At 61.4% G+C, this 20,980-nt stretch carries 24 protein-coding genes; 23 read left to right on the top strand and 1 reads right to left on the bottom strand.

The features are described 5' to 3' along the window. Nucleotides 1-68: 68 nt before the first annotated feature. Nucleotides 69-884: an inositol-phosphate phosphatase gene (gene suhB, locus ACIPOO_RS18090; RefSeq protein ID WP_274134043.1), complete on the bottom strand. Its 816-nt coding sequence runs from the start codon at nucleotides 882-884 to the stop codon at nucleotides 69-71. A gap of 225 nt (nucleotides 885-1,109) precedes the next feature. Here suhB and trmJ point away from each other — a divergent pair, with 225 nt between their 5' ends. The 23 genes from trmJ to ACIPOO_RS17975 all read left to right on the top strand — a co-directional run bounded on the left by trmJ (nucleotide 1,110) and on the right by ACIPOO_RS17975 (nucleotide 20,879). Further along, entirely contained in the window at nucleotides 1,110-1,883 is a 774-nt protein-coding gene (trmJ, locus tag ACIPOO_RS18085; protein ID WP_400608775.1) for a tRNA (cytosine(32)/uridine(32)-2'-O)-methyltransferase TrmJ, read from the top strand. Beyond that, nucleotides 1,883-2,668, top strand: coding sequence for a serine O-acetyltransferase (gene cysE / locus ACIPOO_RS18080; RefSeq protein ID WP_400608774.1), 786 nt, complete (start codon nucleotides 1,883-1,885; stop codon nucleotides 2,666-2,668). Before trmJ ends, cysE begins: the two co-directional genes overlap by 1 nt. A 168-nt stretch (nucleotides 2,669-2,836) precedes the next feature. After that, nucleotides 2,837-3,328 (top strand): Fe-S cluster assembly transcriptional regulator IscR, encoded by a 492-nt coding sequence (gene iscR / locus ACIPOO_RS18075; protein WP_274134046.1) that lies wholly within the window; start codon nucleotides 2,837-2,839, stop codon nucleotides 3,326-3,328. 44 nt (nucleotides 3,329-3,372) lie between these two features. Next, nucleotides 3,373-4,587, top strand: a complete 1,215-nt coding sequence (locus ACIPOO_RS18070; RefSeq protein ID WP_400608773.1) for an IscS subfamily cysteine desulfurase — start codon at nucleotides 3,373-3,375, stop codon at nucleotides 4,585-4,587. 90 nt (nucleotides 4,588-4,677) lie between these two features. After that, the gene (iscU, locus tag ACIPOO_RS18065) at nucleotides 4,678-5,064 is read left to right on the top strand and encodes a Fe-S cluster assembly scaffold IscU (protein ID WP_062383507.1); all 387 of its coding nucleotides are present in this window, start codon (nucleotides 4,678-4,680) and stop codon (nucleotides 5,062-5,064) included. A gap of 35 nt (nucleotides 5,065-5,099) precedes the next feature. Then, nucleotides 5,100-5,423 (top strand): iron-sulfur cluster assembly protein IscA, encoded by a 324-nt coding sequence (gene iscA, locus ACIPOO_RS18060; protein ID WP_274134048.1) that lies wholly within the window; start codon nucleotides 5,100-5,102, stop codon nucleotides 5,421-5,423. A gap of 8 nt (nucleotides 5,424-5,431) precedes the next feature. Next, the gene (gene hscB / locus ACIPOO_RS18055) at nucleotides 5,432-5,950 is read left to right on the top strand and encodes a co-chaperone HscB (RefSeq protein WP_274134049.1); all 519 of its coding nucleotides are present in this window, start codon (nucleotides 5,432-5,434) and stop codon (nucleotides 5,948-5,950) included. 46 nt (nucleotides 5,951-5,996) lie between these two features. Continuing rightward, a complete protein-coding gene (gene hscA / locus ACIPOO_RS18050) occupies nucleotides 5,997-7,859 on the top strand; it encodes a Fe-S protein assembly chaperone HscA (RefSeq protein ID WP_400608772.1) in 1,863 nt (620 codons plus the stop codon). A gap of 2 nt (nucleotides 7,860-7,861) precedes the next feature. Next, entirely contained in the window at nucleotides 7,862-8,203 is a 342-nt protein-coding gene (gene fdx / locus ACIPOO_RS18045) for an ISC system 2Fe-2S type ferredoxin (RefSeq protein ID WP_274134051.1), read from the top strand. Between the two features lie 13 nt (nucleotides 8,204-8,216). Then, on the top strand, nucleotides 8,217-8,417 hold the full coding sequence (gene iscX / locus ACIPOO_RS18040; protein ID WP_274134052.1) for a Fe-S cluster assembly protein IscX: 201 nt from the start codon (nucleotides 8,217-8,219) through the stop codon (nucleotides 8,415-8,417). 90 nt (nucleotides 8,418-8,507) lie between these two features. Continuing rightward, complete coding sequence (ndk, locus tag ACIPOO_RS18035) at nucleotides 8,508-8,933, top strand: nucleoside-diphosphate kinase (protein WP_081565735.1); 426 nt, start codon at nucleotides 8,508-8,510, stop codon at nucleotides 8,931-8,933. A gap of 27 nt (nucleotides 8,934-8,960) precedes the next feature. Further along, nucleotides 8,961-10,109, top strand: coding sequence for a 23S rRNA (adenine(2503)-C(2))-methyltransferase RlmN (gene rlmN, locus ACIPOO_RS18030; RefSeq protein ID WP_274134053.1), 1,149 nt, complete (start codon nucleotides 8,961-8,963; stop codon nucleotides 10,107-10,109). Nucleotides 10,110-10,135: 26 nt separating this feature from the next. After that, on the top strand, nucleotides 10,136-10,894 hold the full coding sequence (gene pilW, locus ACIPOO_RS18025) for a type IV pilus biogenesis/stability protein PilW (RefSeq protein WP_274134054.1): 759 nt from the start codon (nucleotides 10,136-10,138) through the stop codon (nucleotides 10,892-10,894). Continuing rightward, nucleotides 10,894-11,943 carry a RodZ domain-containing protein gene (locus ACIPOO_RS18020; RefSeq protein WP_400608771.1) on the top strand — a complete coding sequence of 350 codons (1,050 nt, stop codon included), beginning with the start codon at nucleotides 10,894-10,896 and terminating at the stop codon, nucleotides 11,941-11,943. Before pilW ends, ACIPOO_RS18020 begins: the two co-directional genes overlap by 1 nt. A 3-nt stretch (nucleotides 11,944-11,946) precedes the next feature. Next, nucleotides 11,947-13,056, top strand: coding sequence for a flavodoxin-dependent (E)-4-hydroxy-3-methylbut-2-enyl-diphosphate synthase (ispG, locus tag ACIPOO_RS18015; protein WP_400608770.1), 1,110 nt, complete (start codon nucleotides 11,947-11,949; stop codon nucleotides 13,054-13,056). A 20-nt stretch (nucleotides 13,057-13,076) separates the two neighbouring features. After that, nucleotides 13,077-14,366 (top strand): histidine--tRNA ligase, encoded by a 1,290-nt coding sequence (gene hisS, locus ACIPOO_RS18010; protein ID WP_400608769.1) that lies wholly within the window; start codon nucleotides 13,077-13,079, stop codon nucleotides 14,364-14,366. Between the two features lie 50 nt (nucleotides 14,367-14,416). Next, nucleotides 14,417-15,058, top strand: coding sequence for a YfgM family protein (locus tag ACIPOO_RS18005; protein ID WP_274134058.1), 642 nt, complete (start codon nucleotides 14,417-14,419; stop codon nucleotides 15,056-15,058). Next, a complete protein-coding gene (gene bamB, locus ACIPOO_RS18000; protein WP_274134059.1) occupies nucleotides 15,051-16,202 on the top strand; it encodes an outer membrane protein assembly factor BamB in 1,152 nt (383 codons plus the stop codon). The genes ACIPOO_RS18005 and bamB overlap by 8 nt, the downstream gene beginning before the upstream one ends. 150 nt (nucleotides 16,203-16,352) lie before the next feature. Further along, on the top strand, nucleotides 16,353-17,822 hold the full coding sequence (gene der, locus ACIPOO_RS17995) for a ribosome biogenesis GTPase Der (protein WP_274134060.1): 1,470 nt from the start codon (nucleotides 16,353-16,355) through the stop codon (nucleotides 17,820-17,822). A gap of 118 nt (nucleotides 17,823-17,940) precedes the next feature. Further along, nucleotides 17,941-19,089 carry a pyridoxal phosphate-dependent aminotransferase gene (locus ACIPOO_RS17990; protein WP_400608768.1) on the top strand — a complete coding sequence of 383 codons (1,149 nt, stop codon included), beginning with the start codon at nucleotides 17,941-17,943 and terminating at the stop codon, nucleotides 19,087-19,089. Next, nucleotides 19,077-19,868, top strand: coding sequence for an amidohydrolase (locus ACIPOO_RS17985; RefSeq protein ID WP_400608767.1), 792 nt, complete (start codon nucleotides 19,077-19,079; stop codon nucleotides 19,866-19,868). The genes ACIPOO_RS17990 and ACIPOO_RS17985 overlap by 13 nt, the downstream gene beginning before the upstream one ends. Nucleotides 19,869-19,927: 59 nt before the next feature. After that, nucleotides 19,928-20,368, top strand: coding sequence for a hypothetical protein (locus tag ACIPOO_RS17980; protein ID WP_400608766.1), 441 nt, complete (start codon nucleotides 19,928-19,930; stop codon nucleotides 20,366-20,368). 22 nt (nucleotides 20,369-20,390) lie between these two features. Next, on the top strand, nucleotides 20,391-20,879 hold the full coding sequence (locus ACIPOO_RS17975) for a hypothetical protein (RefSeq protein WP_274134064.1): 489 nt from the start codon (nucleotides 20,391-20,393) through the stop codon (nucleotides 20,877-20,879). The last annotated feature ends 101 nt before the right edge of the window (nucleotides 20,880-20,980 follow it).

Below are 20,980 nucleotides of genomic sequence, written 5' to 3'. Positions count from 1 at the left end.
TCGTTGCCTTTTCATTGGGACACAAAAAAACCGGCACAAGGCCGGTTTTTTCACTGCTGCAAACAAGCTTAGCGCTTGAGCGAAGCCGGTACGAACGGTGCGATCGAGGTCAGTACGGCCTTGAAGCACTTGGTGTTGCCCGCAACGATGTGACCCTTCTCGAGGAATTCATGGCCACCGTTGAAGTCGCTGACCAGGCCGCCTGCTTCCTGGATCAGCAGGGCGCCGGCTGCCATGTCCCACTCGGACAGGCCCGACTCCCAGAATGCGTCGAAACGACCGGCGGCGACGTAGGCCAGGTCCAGGCTCGCGGCACCGGCGCGGCGGATGCCGGCAGTCTGGCCAACCAGCGAACGGAACATGTTCAGGTAGTTTTCCAGGTTGTCCATCTGGTTTTCGCGGAACGGGAAACCGGTGCCCAGCAGGGCGCCTTCCAGGCTCTTGCGCGGGCTGACGCGCAGGCGACGGCCATTGAGCTGGGCGCCACGGCCACGGCTGGCGGTGAATTCTTCCTGGCGGACAGGGTCCAGGACCACGGCGTGCTCCAGGCGACCACGGTATTTGCAGGCGATGCTGACGGCGAAGTGCGGGACGCCGCGAACGAAGTTGGTGGTGCCGTCCAGTGGGTCGATGATCCACAGGTAGTCTGCGCCTTCGCCGCTGCCAGCGTGCAGGCCGCTTTCTTCGCCGAGGATGCCGTGGGTCGGGTAGGCCTTGAGCAGGGCGTCGACGATGACTTTTTCAGCGGCGCGATCGATTTCGGTGACGTAGTCTTTCGCGTCTTTTTCGTCGACCTTGATGGAATCCAGGCGCTCGATGGAGCGGAAAATCAATTCGCTGGCGCTGCGGGCGGCGCGCAGCGCGATATTCAGCATGGGCTGCATGGATGTATCACCTAGGTCGTTAAAGAGAGCCGGCCATTCTATTGGTTCTTGCCGATGATTTCCAGCGCCGGAACCTGCTTTAAGCTGCGTCCGGTCGCCTCACGGGCAGTGGCAAAGCGCAGAGTCCGGGTGTATGAAGGTGATGTCGTGCAAGGGTTCATAGCCTTGGGCCGGGTGCTTCTGTAACATTCGTCCCCCTTTTCACCTGCTAGCGAGACTCCACCATTGCTGCAAAATATTCGTGTTGTCCTGGTCGGTACCAGTCATCCGGGAAATATCGGTGGCGCTGCTCGTGCCATGAAGAACATGGGGCTTTCGCGTCTGGTGCTGGTCGATCCGGCTCACTTTCCCCACGATGACGCCAATGCGCGTGCGTCCGGGGCCAACGACATTCTGGAAAATGCCCAGGTCGTCGGCACGCTGGAGGAGGCGCTGGTGGGTGCCAATCTGGTCATGGGCACCAGCGCCCGCGACCGCAAGATTCCCTGGCCACTGCTCGATCCCCGTGAAGCGGGCGCCATGACCGTCGAGCACGCAGGGCAGGGTGAAGAGATCGCGCTGGTCTTCGGTCGCGAATACGCAGGCCTGACCAACGAAGAGCTGCAACGCTGTCACTACCACGTGCACATCCCGTCCAACCCTGATTTCAGCTCGCTGAACCTGGCGGCGGCGGTGCAGGTGCTCAGCTACGAGACGCGCATGGCGTGGCTGGCGGCGGATGGGCAGGCGACCAAGGTCATGAAGTACGAAACGACCTCGCCGCGCAGCACCGAACTGGTGGCAATGGATGACATGGAAAAATTCTATGAGCATCTGCAAAGCACCCTGGTGGACATTGGCTTCCTCGATCCGGAGAAGCCGCGTCACCTGATGGCCAGGTTGCGCCGGTTGTACGGTCGCTCGGAAATCAGCCGGTCTGAAATGAGCATTTTGCGTGGCATCCTCACCGAGACCCAGAAAGTCGCCCACGGTGAGCCCTACAAGCGGAAGGATCAGTGATGTTCGAGCGTCTGAGAGAAGATATCCAGAGCGTATTTCACCGGGACCCGGCAGCACGCAATGCCTTTGAAGTGCTGACCTGCTACCCCGGCATGCACGCGATCTGGCTGCATCGCCTGTCTGGCTGGTTGTGGAACAGGGATCTGAAATGGCCGGCGCGCATGGTGTCCAACTTCGGGCGCTGGCTGACCGGTATCGAGATTCATCCGGGCGCCAAGGTGGGCCGGCGCTTCTTTATCGATCACGGCATGGGCATCGTCATTGGCGAGACGGCCGAGATCGGTGACGACGTGACGCTGTATCAGGGCGTGACCCTGGGCGGCACCAGCTGGAATAAAGGCAAGCGCCACCCGACCCTGGAATCCGGCGTGGTGGTAGGGGCGGGCGCCAAGGTGCTCGGCCCGTTCACTGTGGGCGCGGGCGCCAAGGTCGGCTCCAATGCGGTGGTGACCAAGCCGGTTCCGGCGGGTGCGACCGTGGTGGGGATTCCGGGACGGATCATCGTCAAGGCTGACGCGGACGATGCCGAAGCCAAGCGCAAGGCCATGGCCGAGAAGATCGGCTTCGATGCCTATGGGGTGGGCGAAGACATGCCTGACCCGGTCGCACGGGCCATTGCCCAGTTGCTCGATCATCTGCAGGCGGTGGATGTGCGCATGGAAGACATGGGCAAGGCGCTCAAGAGCCTGGGCTGCGAGTACCGCGAGAAGGAGCTGCCGGAGCTGCATCAGGATGTCTTCGACTGCATGAAGGAGCGCAGCGAAGCCAAAGTCGCTCAGGAATAAGCGCCCGACGCACCGGGCAAAATGCAGGCATGCCTTTTGCCCCAGTCTTTGCTACCATACCGCCGCGTTTTTGCGGGTAATCCTGAGTGCTTTACTAGGTCTTATAGTTGACTTAAATACTCGGGAATAGCATACTCGCCCTCATTCCGAACCTCCGCGGTACACGTCATGCGATTGACTACAAAAGGCCGATACGCCGTAACCGCCATGCTCGACCTGGCGTTACACGCGCAGCATGGGCCAGTGTCCCTGGCCGATATCTCCGAGCGGCAAGGGATTTCCCTTTCCTATCTCGAGCAACTGTTCGCCAAGCTGCGCCGCGGCAATCTGGTGTCCAGCGTGCGTGGTCCGGGCGGCGGCTACCAGCTGTCGCGCAGCATGCAGGGGATCCAGGTGGCGCAGGTGATCGATGCGGTCAACGAATCGGTCGATGCGACGCGCTGCCAGGGGCTCGGTGATTGCCATGCTGGCGATACCTGTCTGACCCACCATTTGTGGTGCGACCTCAGCCAGCAGATTCACGAATTTCTAAGCGGTATCAGCCTGGCCGACCTCGTCACTCGCCGTGAAGTGCAGGAAGTCGCCCAACGCCAGGACCTGCGTCGTTGCAACAGCAAGGCACAGTTCCTGGACAAGATTGAAACATCCGCCGTTGAGTGAACGCAGATGAACGCGCGGCGCGCCTGCCCGATAGGAGATATTCAATGAGATTGCCGATTTACCTCGATTATTCCGCGACAACCCCGGTCGACCCACGTGTCGCCCAGAAGATGAGCGATTGCCTGCTGGTTGACGGAAACTTCGGTAACCCGGCCTCGCGTTCCCACGTCTTTGGCTGGAAAGCCGAAGAGTCGGTCGAGAATGCCCGCCGTCAGGTGGCCGATCTGGTCAACGCCGATCCGCGCGAAATCGTCTGGACTTCCGGTGCCACCGAATCCGACAACCTGGCCATCAAGGGCGCCGCGCATTTCTATGCGACCAAGGGCAAGCACCTGATCACCAGCAAGATCGAACACAAGGCGGTGCTCGACACCATGCGCCAACTGGAGCGCGAAGGTTTCGAAGTCACTTACCTTGAGCCGACCACCGACGGTCTGATCACTCCGGCGATGATCGAAGCTGTACTGCGTGACGACACCATCCTGGTTTCGATCATGCACGTGAACAACGAAATCGGCACCGTCAACGACATCGCTGCCATTGGCGAACTGACCCGTTCGCGCGGCGTGCTGTTCCATGTAGACGCTGCACAGTCCACCGGCAAGGTCGAGATCGACCTGTCGAAGCTGAAAGTCGACATGATGTCCTTCTCTGCCCACAAGACCTACGGTCCCAAAGGCATCGGCGCGCTGTACGTCAGCCGCAAGCCTCGTGTGCGCATCGAAGCGACCATGCACGGCGGCGGTCACGAGCGCGGCATGCGTTCGGGCACCCTGGCTACTCACCAGATCGTCGGCATGGGCGAAGCCTTCCGTATCGCCAAGGAAGACATGGCGGCCGAGAACGCTCGCATCAAGGCGCTGAGCGACCGTTTCTACAAGCAGGTCGAGCATCTGGAAGAGCTGTACGTCAACGGCAGCCTGACTGCCCGCGTGCCGCACAACCTGAACCTGAGCTTCAACTACGTCGAAGGCGAGTCGCTGATCATGGCGCTCAAGGACCTGGCCGTTTCGTCCGGTTCGGCCTGTACCTCGGCCTCGCTTGAGCCTTCGTACGTCCTGCGCGCCCTGGGCCGCAACGACGAACTGGCACACAGCTCGATCCGCTTCACCTTCGGCCGCTTCACCACCGAAGAAGAAATCGACTGGGCTGCGCAGAAGGTCTGCGAAGCCGTCACCAAGCTGCGCGCTCTGTCGCCGCTGTGGGACATGTTCAAGGACGGCGTCGACATCTCGAAGATCGAGTGGGCCGCACACTAATTTAAAGTCGCCACATGAATGCGGCGCTTTGAAAACCGGGTTTTTGAAGTGTCGCCAGAGCGACAGTCTGATTTGATGAGGATATGAACCATGGCTTACAGCGAAAAGGTCATCGACCACTACGAGAACCCGCGCAACGTCGGCAAGATGAACGCGGAAGACCCTGATGTCGGCACCGGCATGGTCGGCGCCCCGGCGTGCGGCGACGTTATGCGCCTGCAGATCAAGGTCAACGAGCAGGGCATCATCGAAGACGCCAAGTTCAAGACTTACGGCTGCGGTTCGGCCATTGCTTCCAGCTCCCTCGCTACCGAGTGGATGAAGGGCAAGACCCTGGACGAAGCAGAGACCATCAAGAACACCCAGCTGGCTGAAGAACTGGCCCTGCCGCCAGTGAAAATTCACTGCTCCGTACTCGCCGAAGACGCCATCAAGGCCGCCGTTCGCGATTACAAGCAGAAGAAAGGCCTGCTCTGAGCAGTCTTCATCCCGCTTGCAAGTAAGGAGTCACGATGGCTATCAGCATGACCGAAGCTGCCGCCAACCACGTGCGCCGTTCCCTCGAAGGGCGCGGCAAGGGTGATGGCATTCGTCTGGGCGTTCGCACGACTGGCTGTTCGGGCCTGGCGTACGTACTCGAGTTCGTCGACCAGCCGGAAAGCGAAGACACGGTGTTCGAGCACCACGGCGTCAAGGTGATCATCGATCCCAAGAGCCTGGTTTACCTGGACGGCACCGAGCTTGATTTCGTCAAGGAAGGGTTGAACGAAGGCTTCAAGTTCAACAACCCCAACTCGCGCGGTGAATGTGGCTGCGGCGAAAGCTTCAACGTCTGAGGCTTATCGTGGGTACTCCTTGTCACTTTGCTCTGTTCGATCTGCAGCCGGGTTTCCTGCTGGACCTCGATTTGCTGGCCACGCGCTATCGCGAGCTTGCCCGTAGTGTGCACCCCGACCGTTTTGCCGACGCTTCCGAGCGTGAGCAACGTGTTGCGCTGGAGCGCTCGGCAAGCCTGAACGATGCCTACCAGACGCTCAAGAATGCGCCTAAGCGGGCGCGTTACCTGCTGGCGCTCAAGGGCGAAGTGCCCCTGGAAGTCACAGTGCACGACCCTGACTTCCTGATGCAGCAGATGCAGTGGCGCGAAGAGCTCGAAGACCTGCAGGACGAAGCGGACCTGGATGGCGTGGCGACGTTCAAGCGTCGCTTGAAGGTGGCGCAGGAACAACTGAACGATAGCTTCGCGGCCTGTTGGGACGATGCTGCACAGCGTGAGCAGGCCGAAAGGCTGATGCGCCGCATGCAGTTCCTCGACAAGCTCTCCTACGAAGTGCGCCAGCTCGAAGAGCGCCTCGACGATTAACCCCGCGCCGCCTTTTGGGCGGCGCGCCAGTGATATCAGAAAAGCAATGGCTCTACTGCAGATCGCCGAACCCGGCCAAAGTCCAAAACCACACCAGCGCCGTCTGGCCGTCGGGATTGATCTCGGCACCACCAACTCGCTGGTTGCTGCCCTGCGCAGTGGCATCAGTGAGCCGCTCCCGGATCAGGATGGCCAGGTCATCCTGCCGTCGGCCGTGCGTTATCACGCCGATCGCGTCGAGGTCGGCCAGTCCGCCAAGGACGCTGCCGCCACCGATCCTTTGAACACCATCATTTCGGTCAAGCGCCTCATGGGGCGTGGTATTTCCGATGTGAAGCACCTGGGCGAGCAGTTGCCTTACCGCTTCATCGGCGGCGAGTCGCACATGCCGTTCATCGAGACCGTTCAGGGTGCGAAAAGCCCGGTTGAAGTGTCCGCCGACATCCTCAAGGTGCTGCGCCAGCGCGCAGAAGCCACCCTGGGTGGCGAGTTGGTCGGTGCGGTGATTACTGTTCCTGCCTACTTTGACGATGCTCAGCGCCAGGCCACCAAGGACGCCGCCAAGCTGGCGGGTCTGACCGTGCTGCGTCTGCTCAACGAGCCCACCGCTGCGGCGGTGGCCTATGGTCTGGACCAGAACGCCGAAGGCATCGTGGCCATCTATGACCTGGGCGGCGGCACTTTCGATATTTCGATTCTGCGCCTGACTGGCGGTGTGTTCGAAGTCATGGCCACCGGCGGCGACAGCGCCCTGGGCGGTGACGACTTCGACTACGCCATTGCCAGCTGGATCATTGCCGAGGCGGGTCTGTCGGACGACCTGGATCCTTCAGCCCAGCGCAGCCTGATGCAGACCGCTTGCGCCGCAAAAGAAGCGCTGACCGATGCCGATTCGGTGGACGTCGCTTATGGCTCGTGGACTGGCGTGCTGAGCCGCAGCGGTTTCGACGCGCTGATCGAACCGATGATCGCCCGCAGCCTCAAGGCCTGCCGTCGCGCCGTGCGTGACAGCGGCATCGAGCTGGACGAAGTCGAGGCGGTGGTCATGGTCGGTGGATCGACCCGCGTGCCTCGCGTACGTGACGCCGTTGCCGAGCTGTTCGGTCGCCAGCCGCTGACTGAAATCGATCCGGATCAAGTGGTTGCCATTGGTGCAGCGATCCAGGCCGATACGCTGGCAGGCAACAAGCGCGATGGTGGCGAGTTGCTGCTGCTGGATGTGATTCCATTGTCCCTGGGTCTTGAGACCATGGGCGGCCTGATGGAAAAGGTCATTCCGCGCAACACCACGATTCCCGTGGCCCGTGCCCAGGAATTCACCACTTACAAGGACGGCCAGTCGGCCATGATGATTCACGTGCTGCAAGGCGAGCGTGAACTGATCAGTGACTGTCGTTCGCTGGCCCGCTTTGATCTGCGCGGCATTCCGGCCATGGTGGCCGGCGCTGCGAAGATTCGTGTCACCTTCCAGGTCGATGCCGATGGATTGCTGAGTGTTTCCGCTCGCGAGCTGGCTTCGGGCGTGGAGTCGAGCATTCAGGTCAAGCCGTCTTACGGCCTGACCGATGGCGAAATCGCCCGCATGCTCAAGGATTCGTTCCAGTATGCCGGCGATGACAAGGTGGCCCGTGTGCTGCGTGAGCAGCAGGTCGATGCCCAGCGGCTGATCGAAGCCGTCGAAGGCGCGCTGCAGGCCGACGGCGAGCGTTTGCTCGACGCCGAAGAGCGCATGGTCATCGAGATGCAGGTCGAAGAACTCCGTGAATTGATGAAGGGCACCGACGGTGCGGCCATCGAGCAGCAGACCAAGCGTCTGTCGCAGGTGACCGATGCGTTCGCGGCCCGCCGCCTGGACTCGACGGTGAAAGCCGCGCTGGCCGGGCGCAACCTGAATGAGATTGAGGAATAACGATGCCGCAGGTGATTTTTCTGCCCCACAAGGAATTCTGCCCGGACGGGCTGGTGGTCGAGGCTGAGCCGGGCACGTCGATCCTGGAGCTCGCCCACGAGCACCATATCGAGATGGAAAGTGCCTGCGGCGGCGTCTGTGCCTGCACCACTTGCCACTGCATCATCCGCGAGGGCTTCAACTCGCTGGAGGAAGCCGACGAGCTGGAAGAAGACTACCTCGACCGTGCCTGGGGCCTTGAGGCGACTTCGCGCCTGGCGTGCCAGGCCAAGGTCGGGACCGAAGACCTGACCGTCGAAATTCCGAAATATTCGCTTAACCATGCAGCCGAAGCGCCGCACTGACCGAGGGATTGTCATGAGCTACGGTTGGAATGACGTACAACGCATCGCCGAAGAGCTGGCCGAAGCCCATCCGGGCGTCGATCCGTACTCGGTAGGGTTCGTCAAACTGCAACAGATGATTCAGCAACTGCCGGATTTCGATGACACTTCTGGCCGGGTCGGCGAGAAGGTCCTGGAGGCGGTTCAGACCCTTTGGGTCGACGAAATAGACTGATCGTCTCTGCAGGTTAGGCAATACATGAGAACCCGCGTATAATTCGCGGGTTTAATTTTTCGCAAAACTCACTGTTTCTGGAGTTACACCATGGCTGTTCAACGTACTTTCTCGATCATCAAGCCTGATGCCGTTGCCAAAAACGTAATCGGCGAGATCACCACCCGCTTCGAAAAAGCCGGTCTGCGCGTCGTGGCTTCGAAACTGAAGCAACTGTCCAAAGCCGAAGCAGAAGGTTTCTACGCTGAGCACAGCGCTCGCGGTTTCTTCGGTGACCTGGTTGCCTTCATGACTTCCGGTCCAGTTGTCGTTCAGGTTCTGGAAGGCGAAAACGCCATCCTGGCAAACCGTGAGCTGATGGGCGCTACCAACCCTAAAGAAGCTGCTGCCGGCACCATCCGCGCTGACTTCGCCGAGTCCATCGACGCCAACGCCGTTCACGGTTCGGACTCCGAAGCTGCTGCTGCTCGCGAAATCGCTTACTTCTTCGCTGCTACCGAGGTAACCACTCGCTAAGCTGCCGCTGCGAGTGAGGGTGAATCCATGACTGATACAACTGGTAAAATCAACCTGTTGGGCCTGACCCAGCCGGAAATGGAAAAATTCTTCGAGTCCATCGGGGAGAAACGCTTCCGTGCCGGTCAGGTCATGAAGTGGATTCACCACTATGGCGTCGATAACTTCGAAGCCATGACGAACGTCGGCAAGGCGCTGCGCGAAAAGCTCGAGCGTCGTGCCGAAATTCGTGGTCCTGAAGTCGTCAGCGAGGACATCTCCAGCGACGGTACCCGTAAATGGGTCGTTCGCGTGGCGTCCGGCAGCTGCGTCGAGACCGTCTACATTCCGCAGGGCAAGCGCGGCACCTTGTGCGTGTCTTCCCAGGCGGGCTGCGCCCTGGATTGCAGTTTCTGCTCCACCGGCAAGCAAGGCTTCAACAGCAACCTCACCGCCGCCGAAGTCATTGGCCAGGTGTGGATTGCCAACAAATCCTTCGGCAGTGTCCCGGCGACCGTCGACCGTGCCATCACCAACGTGGTGATGATGGGCATGGGCGAGCCATTGCTGAACTTCGACAATGTCATTTCGGCCATGCGTCTGATGATGGACGACTTTGGCTATGGCATTTCCAAACGTCGGGTGACCCTGTCTACCTCCGGCGTGGTGCCGATGATCGACGTGCTGGCCCAGCACATCGACGTCTCCCTGGCCCTGTCGCTGCACGCACCAAACGACGCGCTGCGCAACCAGTTGGTGCCGATCAACAAGAAATACCCGCTCAAGATGCTGCTCGAGTCCTGCCGCAACTACATGTCGGCGCTGGGCGAGAAGCGCGTTCTGACCATCGAGTACACCTTGCTCAAGGATATCAACGACAAGCCTGAGCACGCGGTCGAGATGATCGAACTGCTCAAGGACACTCCTTGCAAGATCAACCTGATTCCGTTCAACCCGTTCCCGCATTCCGGTTACGAGCGCCCGAGCAACAACGCGATCCGTCGTTTCCAGGATCTGCTGCACCAGGCTGGATTCAACGTCACCGTGCGCACCACCCGCGGTGAAGACATCGATGCTGCCTGCGGCCAGTTGGTCGGGCAGGTAATGGACCGCACTCGTCGCAGCGAACGCTACATCGCTGTGCGCGAACTCAGCGCCGAGCCCGACGGGGCCCAGGCCGCTGCCGCTCGCAACTGACTGCGAACTTGACCGAGAGGATCTCTATGTCCCTGCGCGCTGCGCTGCTGCTGTGTCTTGTCACGTTGATGGCCGGTTGTGTGTCCACCGGCAATGTCGATCCGCTGAGTACCAGCAAGGGACGTGATGAGGCTCGTCAGGCGTATGTGCAACTGGGGCTGGGATATCTTCAGCAAGGTCAGACGGAACGGGCCAAGGCGCCGCTGAAGAAGGCGCTGGAACTCAACAGCTCCGATGCCGACGCCAACGCCGCCCTGGCCCTGGTGTTCCAGACCGAGCTCGAGCCGCAACTGGCCGATGAGTATTACGCCAAGGCGCTGTCCTCGCGGCCTGGAGATGCCCGCATCCTCAACAACTACGGCGGTTTCCTCTACGAGCAGAAGCGCTACAAGGAAGCCTACGCGCGCTTTGAGCAGGCCGCCGATGATAATCTCTACGCTGAGCGTGCCAGGGTGTTCGAAAACCTGGGCATGACGGCGCTCAAGCTCGATGACCGCGCCCAGGCGCTGGAGCACTTCAACAAAGCCTTGAGGCTCGATCGTCAACAACCACGCGCTTTGCTGGAAATGGCTGAGTTGTCTTACGAAGACAGGCATTATGTGCCGGCGCGTGACTATTACGACCGTTTCAGCCAGCTTAGCGAGCAGAATGCACGCAGTCTGTTGCTCGGCACCCGGTTGGCGAAGATTTATGACGATCGCAACAAGGCGGCCAGTTATGGCCTGCTACTCAAAAGACTCTATCCCGGTACCCCGGAATATCAGCAATACCTGTCGGAGCAATGATGAAAGCGGCGCATCCCGAAGTTGTAGCAGCCACTCGCACGAACCCTGGTGAAACCCTGCGCCAGGCTCGCGAGAGCAGAAACTGGTCGCTGCCAGATGTGGCTTTGAGGCTGAACCTCACCTCGACTTCCCTGGGTTATGTGGAAGCGGGCGATTTTGACAAGCTCCCCGGCCATACATTTGCCCGGGGCTACATCCGTGCCTACGCGAAATTGCTGGGCCTGGACCAGGCAGCCTTGGTCAACGATTTCGACCAGTACACCGGCACCGACGGCAAGGGCAGCAACGTCCATGCCCTGGGGCGCATCGAAGAACCCGTGCGCCTGTCCCACAACATCCTGCGCATCGTCAGCCTGTTGCTGCTGGTTGCCCTGATCGGCGGCGGCTTCGTCTGGTGGCAGGATCAGGCGACCCTGCGCGGCAAGGAACCGACCAGCCTGGGCATGGAACACGTCGAAGTCGAAAGCGCCGACGGCACCACCCAGATTCACCCACTGGACGAGCCTGAAGACCAGGCTGCGACCCAGGCCCAGAACAGCACCACCGCGCCGCTGCCGCTCAACAATGTCGAGCCGGCCGCGCCCGCCACCACGACGCCTGCTGCGCCAACCGCGCCTGCGCCGTCCACCACTGCGCCTGCCACGGCCACCGCCACAGCGCCTGCCCACGGCACCGTTGCCAACCCGGCCGCACCGGTTGCGCCTGCGCACACTGCACCTGCACCAACCACTGCGGCGACCGCAACTGCTCCAGCCCCGGCCACTGCGCCTGCGCCTGCAGCGACTGAAACTGCACCGACCCCGGCAGGTTTTGGCCAGGTCCAGATCCAGTTCAGCGCCGATTGCTGGTTCCAGGTCACCGACGCCAATGGCAAGGTCCTGACCAGTGGCCTCAAACGCAGCGGCGACAGCATCAACGTCAGTGGCAAGCCGCCGCTGGCCGTGCGCCTGGGCGTCGCCCGTGCCGCGCAAGTGAGCTACAACGGACAGCCTGTGGACGTCGCACCATTCACCTCGGGCCAGACCGCCCGTATGAAGCTGGGGCAATAAGTCATGCACGGCCAATCTCCGATCAAGCGTCGCGAATCTCGTAAAATCTGGGTCGGCTCCGTGCCGGTTGGCGGCGATGCGCCAATCGCAGTACAGAGCATGACCAACAGCGACACCAACGATGTGGCCGCCACGGTCGCCCAGATCAACCGTCTGGAAGCGGCGGGCGTGGACATCGTTCGCGTTTCCGTTCCGGACATGGACGCCGCCGAGGCGTTCGGCCGCATCAAGCAACTGGTCAAGGTGCCTCTGGTCGCCGACATCCACTTCGACTACAAGATCGCCCTGCGCGTGGCTGAGCTGGGTGTCGATTGCCTGCGCATCAACCCGGGCAACATCGGCCGCGAAGACCGCGTGCGTGCTGTGGTCGATGCTGCGCGTGATCGCGGCATCCCGATCCGGATCGGCGTCAACGCAGGCTCCCTGGAAAAGGACCTGCAGAAGAAGTACGGCGAGCCGACGCCGGCGGCCCTGGTCGAGTCCGCCCTGCGCCACGTCGAACATCTGGAGCGCCTGAATTTCCAGGACTTCAAGGTCAGCGTTAAAGCCTCCGACGTGTTCATGGCCGTTGAAGCCTACCGCCTGCTGGCCAAGGAAATCGTCCAGCCGCTGCACCTGGGCATCACCGAAGCCGGTGGTTTGCGTTCAGGCACAGTGAAATCGGCCGTCGGCCTAGGTATGCTGCTGGCCGAAGGAATCGGCGATACCATCCGTATCTCGCTGGCCGCCGATCCTGTGGAAGAAGTGAAAGTCGGCTACGACATCCTCAAGTCGCTGCACCTGCGTTCCCGTGGCATCAACTTCATCGCCTGCCCGAGCTGCTCGCGGCAGAACTTCGATGTGGTCAAGACCATGAACGAGCTGGAAGGGCGCCTTGAAGACCTGCTGGTGCCGCTGGACGTGGCGGTGATCGGTTGTGTGGTCAACGGTCCAGGCGAAGCCAAGGAGGCCCATGTCGGCCTCACCGGCGGTACGCCGAACCTGATCTACATCGATGGCAAGCCGTCGCAAAAGCTGACCAATGACAACCTTGTGGACGAGCTTGAACGCCTGATCCGCGAGAAAGCGGCCGAAAAGGTCCAGGCCGACGCAGCGCTGATCGTTCGCGGCTAACCCGTTTTCAAGGAATTTTTGTGAGTAAGTCTCTGCAAGCCATTCGTGGCATGAACGACATCCTGCCGGACCAGACGCCACTGTGGCGCTATTTCGAGGGCACCGTGGCCGGTCTGCTGGATAACTACGGTTATCGCCAGATCCGCATGCCGATCGTCGAGTTCACCGACCTGTTCAAGCGCTCCATCGGCGAAGTCACCGACATCGTCGAAAAAGAGATGTACACCTTCGCCGATCGCAACGGCGACTCGCTGACCCTGCGCCCCGAAGGCACGGCAGCCTGCGTGCGCGCGGTGCTGGAACACGGCATCACCGGCGGTGGCCAGGTGCAGAAACTCTGGTACATCGGCCCGATGTTCCGCCACGAGCGCCCGCAGAAAGGCCGCTATCGCCAGTTCCACCAGATTGGTTGCGAAGTGTTCAACCTGGACGGCCCGGACATCGACGCCGAGCTGATCGTGCTGACCTGGCGCCTGTGGGGCCTGCTGGGCATCCGCAACGCCGTCAAGCTCGAACTCAACAGCCTGGGCACCAGCGAGGCCCGTGGGCGCTATCGCGAAGCGCTGGTCGAGTACCTCTCGGCCCGCCATGACCAACTGGACGAAGACAGCCAGCGCCGCCTGAAGACCAACCCGCTGCGCGTGCTCGACACCAAGCACCCTGAAACCCAGGCCGTGCTGGTCGATGCACCCAAGCTTGCGGACTACCTGGACGAAGAATCGCGGGTTCACTTCGAAGGCCTCAAGGCGCGTCTGGACGCTGCCGGCATTCCTTACGTGATCAACCCGAAACTGGTTCGCGGCCTGGATTACTACAGCAAGACCGTTTTCGAATGGGTCACCGACCAGCTCGGCGCCCAGGGCACCGTGTGCGCGGGCGGCCGTTACGACGGTCTGGTCGAGCAGATGGGCGGCAAGCCCACCACCGGCGTCGGTTTTGCCATGGGCATCGAGCGCCTGGTGCTGCTGCTGGAAACCCTGGAGCAGGTCCCGGAAGAAATCTCGCGCACCATCGACGTTTACGTCTGCGCCTTCGGCGAAGCCGCCGAACTGGCCGCACTGGCGCTGTCCGAGCGCCTGCGTGACCAGGCGCCGAACCTGCGCCTGCAGGTCAATGCCGGCGCCGGCAGCTTCAAGAGCCAGTTCAAGAAAGCCGACAAGAGCGGTGCGTTGTACGCGCTGATCCTGGGCGATGAAGAACTGGCGCGCAAGGAAGTGGGCGTCAAGCCTCTGCGTGGTCAGGGCGAACAACAAAACATTGCCTGGGATGCTCTGTCCGAGCACTTGGCCACCTGCATTGCGCAGGGTTGAAGCCAGGCCAGGCCTGATAACAAGCAGAATTAGCGAATAGGAGTGTTGGGGTGTCGAATACTGATGATGAGCAGTTGGCCGCGGTCAAGGACTGGTGGCAGCGTAACGGCAAGCCCCTGGTCACTGGTGGCCTGCTGGCAGTGATCGTTGTGCTGGGCTGGCAAGCCTGGCATCGCTATCAGAACAACCAGGCGCAAGGCGCTTCGGCCCTGTATCAGCAATTGCTGGAAACAGCCCTGACGCCAAGCGGCCAGGCCGATGCTGGCCAGGTGGCCCAGATCGCCGGCAAGCTGAAAAGCGATTTCGGCGGCACTGCCTACGCCCAGTACGGCAGCCTGTTCGTGGCCAAGGTGGCTGTCGACACCGGCAAGCTGGACGACGCGGCGAGCGAATTGAAGGCCGTCAGCGACAAACCGGCCAACCCGACGCTGGGCGAGATCGCCCGTCAGCGTCTGGCCCGTGTACTGGCGGCGCAGAACAAGGCTGACGAAGCCCTGAAACTGCTCGACGGCGACGCTGACAAGGCGTTCGCCGCCAGCCGTGAAGAACTGCGTGGCGACCTGCTGGTTCAGTTGGGTCGTACCGACGATGCCTACGCTGCATACAAGAAGGCCAAGGCTTCGCTGTCCGAGCAATCGGCAGTGGGCGGCCTGCAAATGAAGCTCGACGATCTGGCGAAAGGGGATGCGTGACGTGATTCGTTGGAAACATGCGGCAGTGCTGGCTCTGGTCGTTCTGGCCGCGGGTTGCAGCAGCAACAGCAAAAAGGAATTGCCTCCTGCGGATCTGGTCGACTTCAAACCCGAAGTGACCCTGCAGAAACTGTGGAGCCGCTCGGTCGGTGATGGCCAGGGCGACATCTACAACATGCTGGTTCCGGCCATCGACGGCGAGCACATCTACGCCGCCGACGCCAATGGTCTGGTCATGGCCATCGACCGCAGCAACGGCGACGTGCTGTGGAAGAAAGAAATCGAACAGCCTGTTTCCGGCGCCGTGGGCGTAGGTTCCGGCATGGTCATGCTCGGCACCCTGCGTGGCGAAGTGATCGTGCTGGACCAGTCCACCGGCGAGCAGAAGTGGAAGGCCAAGGCCACCAGCGAAGTGCTGTCGGCTCCTGCCACCAACGGTGACGTGGTCGTCGCCCAGACCCAGGACGACAAGGTCATCGGCTACGATGCCGCGACCGGCAACCAGCGCTGGATCTACGAAAGCAGTCCTGCGGTGCTGACCCTGCGCGGTACCGGCGCACCGATCGTCACCGGCCAGCTGGCCGTTGCCGGTCTTTCCACCGGCAAGGTCGTGGCGCTGGACACCAGCAACGGCGTGCCTGTGTGGGAGCAGCGCGTAGCGATTCCACAAGGTCGCTCGGAGCTGGATCGTGTGGTGGATATCGACGGTGGTCTGCTGTTGTCCGGCAGCACGCTGTATGTCGCCACCTACCAGGGTCGCGTTGCGGGCCTGGAGCTGCAGAGCGGCCGCGTGCTGTGGCAGCGTGATGCATCGAGCTACTCGGGTGTCGCCCAGGGCTTCGGCAGCGTCTACGTTTCCCTGGCCAGCGGCACTGTGGAAGGCGTCGACGAGCGTTCGTCAACTGCACTGTGGAGCAACGACTCGCTGGCCCGTCGTCAACTGGGCTCGCCGGAAGTGTTCTCCAGCTACGTGGCGGTCGGCGACATGGAAGGCTATCTGCACCTGCTCAGCCAGGTCGACGGTCACTTCGTCGCCCGTGAAAAGATCGACAGCGACGGCCTGCGTGCCCGCCCTCTGGTGTCGGGCAACACCATTTACGTCTTTGGCAACAGCGGCAAGCTGGAAGCCCTGACGATCAAGTGATGGCTGTCTATGCTTGGGGAGGCCGGTGACCGGCGTTCCCCTCGCGGCCCCGCCTGACGGGGCTTGCGGCACTTCGGGTGCCGCCCCGAACTCCGGCCGCTGCCTTGCAGCGGCTTTTGTATTTTCTGAAATAACGAAGTGGAGAGCCGCATGGTTCCCGTAATCGCCCTGGTGGGTCGACCGAACGTCGGCAAGTCCACCTTGTTCAACCGCCTGACCAGGAGTCGCGACGCCATCGTCGGTGACTTGTCCGGTCTGACCCGCGATCGCCAGTACGGTGAGGCCAAGTGGCAAGGGCGTTCCTACATTGTGATCGACACCGGCGGTATCTCCGGTGACGAGCATGGCATGGACGAAAAGATGGCCGAGCAGTCGCTGCTGGCCATCGAAGAAGCCGATGTCGTGCTGTTCCTGGTGGACGCCAAGGCCGGCTTCACCGCTGCCGACCAGATGATTGGCGAGCACCTGCGCAAGCGCAACAAGACCTCGTTCGTGGTCGCCAACAAGGTCGACAACATCGACCCTGACATGGCCCGCGCCGAGTTCGCCCCGCTGGGCATGGGCGACGCGATCCCGATCGCCGGTGCTCACGGTCGCGGCATCACGCAGATGCTGGAAGTCGCGCTGAGCCGTTTCCCCAAGGACGCCGACGAAGTCGAAGAAGGCGAAGAAGAGGAAGTCGCCGAGGGCGAGGAAGCCAAGCGCATTCCGGGCCCGGGCGAGAAAGACGGCATCAAGATCGCCATCATCGGTCGTCCGAACGTGGGCAAATCCACGCTGGTCAACCGCATGCTGGGTGAAGATCGGGTCATCGTCTATGACCAGCCCGGCACCACCCGCGACAGCATCTACATCCCGTTCGAACGCAACGACGAGAAGTACACGCTGATCGACACCGCCGGTGTGCGCAAGCGCGGCAAGATCCACGAGGAAGTCGAGAAGTTCTCGGTGGTCAAGACGCTGCAGGCGATCAAGGACGCCAACGTGGTGATCTTCGTCATGGACGCCCGCGAAGGCGTGGTCGACCATGACCTGAACCTGCTGGGCTTCGCGCTGGAGGCCGGTCGTGCGCTGGTCATCGCGCTGAACAAGTGGGACGGCATGGAGCCGAGCGAACGCGACTACGTGAAGACCGAACTGCAGCGTCGGCTGTTCTTCGTCGACTTCGCCGACATTCACTTCATCTCCGCGCTGCACGGCACCGGCGTCGGCAACCTGTACCAGTCGGTGCAGGCCTCGTTCAAGTCGGCGGTCACCCGCTGGCCGACCAGCCGCCTGACCCAGATTCTCGAAGACGCCGTCAGCGAGCACCAGCCACCGATGGTCAATGGCCGCCGGATCAAGTTGCGCTACGCTCACCTGGGTGGTGCGAACCCGCCGCTGATCGTGATCCACGGCAACCAGGTCGAGAAGGTGCCCAAGTCGTACATTCGTTACCTTGAGAACACCTATCGCCGCGTGCTCAAACTGGTCGGTACGCCGATCCGCATCGAGTTCAAGGGTGGCGAAAACCCGTACGAAGGAAACAAGAACACGCTGACCGACCGCCAGGTCAACAAGAAGCGTCGCTTGATGTCGCACCACAAGAAGGCCGAGAAGAAGCGCAAGGACAAGCGCTGATTCTGTAACGGACTTTCTTCGAAAAGGCGCCAATGGCGCCTTTTTTTGTGCTTGTCATTCGGGCTATCCTGCGGGTTCCCCTGCCGTTCTTGAGTGGGGTGTGGAGCAGGAAAACCCTATGATCACCAGCAAATTACCGAATGTTGGCACCACCATCTTCACCGTGATGTCCCAGCTTGCAGCCGAGACCGGGGCGATCAATCTTTCCCAGGGTTTTCCCGATTTCGACGGGCCCGACGCACTGCGTGAGGCCCTGTGCCGCCACACGATGGAAGGCCACAACCAGTACGCGCCCATGGCCGGCCTGCCTGCGTTGCGCGAGCAGGTGGCCGCCAAGATCGCCCGTTCCTACGGCCGCCAGGTCAATCTCGACAGCGAGATCACCATTACCCCCGGTGCGACCCACGCCATTTTCTGCGCCATCCAGACCGTGGTGCGGCCAGGTGATGAAGTCATCGTCTTCGATCCGAGCTACGACAGCTACGAGCCTTCGGTGGAACTGGCCGGTGGCCGCTGCGTGCACGTCCAGCTCACCGACGGCGACTTCTCCATCGACTGGGAAAAGCTCGGCGCCGCCTTAAGCCCGCGCACCCGCATGATTATCATCAACAGTCCGCACAACCCCAGCGGCGCGCTGATCACCCGCAGCGAGCTGGACAAGCTGGCCGCGCTGATTCGCGATCGGGATATCTATCTGGTCAGCGACGAGGTGTACGAGCATCTGGTGTTCAATGGCGTGAAACACGCCAGTGTGCTGGCCCATGATGAGCTGTATCAGCGTGCGTTCGTGGTCAGTTCCTTCGGCAAGACCTACCACGTCACTGGCTGGAAAACTGGCTACCTGGTGGCGCCGCCCGCGCTGACCGCCGAGATGCGCAAGATTCACCAGTTCGTCGGCTTCTGTGGCGTGACGCCCTTGCAGTGGGCGCTGGCGGATTTCATGGCGGCATGCCCCGAGCATGTCGAGGAGTTGCCTGCGTTCTATCAGGCCAAGCGCGATTTCTTCTGCGACCGCCTCGAGGCTTCGCGTTTCAGCTTCACCCGCGCCAGCGGCACCTACTTCCAGCTGGTGGACTATTCGAAGATCCGCCCGGACCTCAACGACGTCGAGATGTCACTGTGGATGACCCGCGAGCATGGCGTGGCCAGCATCCCGATTTCAGTGTTCTACCAGAATCCGCCCGAAGGCCAGCGTCTGATTCGCCTGTGCTTTCCCAAGCGTGAGGAGACGTTGCTCAAGGCAGCGGAAAAACTATGCGCGATCTGAGTCAATTGCCCAACCTGAACATCGCCCTGGTGCAGACCACGCTGGTCTGGCACGACTGCAAGGCCAACCACGCCCACTTCGAGGAGTTGCTCGACCAGGCCCAGGGTGCTGATCTGGTGATTCTGCCGGAGATGTTCACCACCGGTTTTTCCATGGATTCCGAAACCCTGGCCGAGCCTGAGCACGGTGTCACTGCCAAATGGCTGCTCAACCAGGCCAAGCGTATCAATGCCGTGGTCACCGGCAGCGTGATCGTTCGCGCCGCCGACGGCAGTCATCGCAATCGCCTGCTGTGGGCGCGGCCGGACGGCGAGTTGCTGCATTACGACAAGCGCCACCTGTTCCGCATGGCTGGCGAGCATGAGCATTACAGCCCGGGTGACAGGCAGGTGCAGTTCGAGCTCAAGGGCTGGCGGATTCGTCCGCTGATCTGCTACGACCTGCGCTTCCCGGTCTGGAGCCGTGGTTCGCAAGACACCGACCTGCTGCTGTACACCGCGAACTGGCCGGGAGCCCGTCGCCAGCACTGGAACCGTCTGTTGCCTGCCCGGGCTATCGAGAATCTGTGCTACGTCGCGGCGGTCAATCGCATCGGCACGGATGGCAAAGGCTTTGCCTACACCGGCGACAGCCAGGTGCTGGACTTCCAGGGCGAGAGCCTGCTGAACATCGGCGAGGCCGACGGCGTGTTCCATGTCAGCCTGTCTGCCGAGAGCCTGGCGGCGTACCGGCAGCGGTTCCCGGCATATCTCGACGCTGATACATTCGAGATACACTAAGTGCATGGAGTTTGCGGGGTGTGCGGTCGATAGCGGTTGTACCAAAACAGGAGATCGGTATGACCACCATCAGTACATCCTCATTGAGTGCCTACACCAGCAGTTTCACCGTAGCGGTCAAGAAAGACACCACGACCACCGACGCCACTGACACTGACAGCTCGACCACCGCAGCCGCCTCGACCACTTCCGCTTCTCCAGCGGGCGGGGCGGGTGGGGCGGCCGGTGCTGGCGGCGCAGGCTCAAGCTCTGATTCCTCCAGCGAAAGCGAGCAGGCCATCGAGAAGCTCGAGCAGCAGATCAAGGAAACCGAGAAGCGCCTGCAAGAGCAGGAGCAGCAACTGGCTGCGGCTCAGGCGAGCAAGGGTTCCGATGAAGAGAAAGCCCAGCGGGTAATGGCCATTCAAGGGCAGATTTCCACTACTACCGCCAGCCTGGCGACCCAGGAAGCGGCGCTGGTTCAATTGCAGAAATCCGGCAGCATCAACACCACCGCCTGACGAACGCTTGAAGAAGCACTCCATGGCCAACGCCGTGGGGTGTTTTCGTGCGTGCTCGATCAGTGGACTTCAGTTCTTTGTAAGCCGGCCGATACAAAGGGCACTGAAAAAGGAGTTCATCATGACAACGATCAATGTCGGTGGCCTGAGCGCTTATCCCAGCGTTTTCACGGCTGGCTTCAAGAATGACGAGTCCACGAAAGACGACTCGGTGAAGGTGGCGGCTGACCTGAGCACAGCTGTTGCGCCGAGCAAGCCTTCGACCGTGGGCACCACCACGCGCGAGCAGATGATCAAGCAGATTCAGGAACAGATCAAAGAAGTGCAGAAACGGCTCCAGGAACAGCAGAAACAACTGGCGGCGATTCAGCACAGCAAACTGGCGGAGCAGGACAAGGCCGCGCAGGTGTCGGCCATTTCGCAGCAGATTGCCAACACCACGTCACAATTGATGGCGTTGCAGGCGTCGTTGCTGGAGCTGATGAAAGGCTCCGTCAACACTACCGCCTGACCGATCCGCATCCACAAAAAAGGCCCTGAAGCGTTTGCGTCAGGGCCTTTTTTATCGCCTCAAGATCGCCCCGCGGGCAAGCCCGGCTGCTACGGGATGTG

This window comes from Pseudomonas sp. NPDC090201, assembly GCF_044746825.1.
GTDB classification, from domain to species: domain Bacteria; phylum Pseudomonadota; class Gammaproteobacteria; order Pseudomonadales; family Pseudomonadaceae; genus Aquipseudomonas; species Aquipseudomonas putida_AD.
This window is presented reverse-complemented; position numbering and strand designations above follow the sequence as displayed.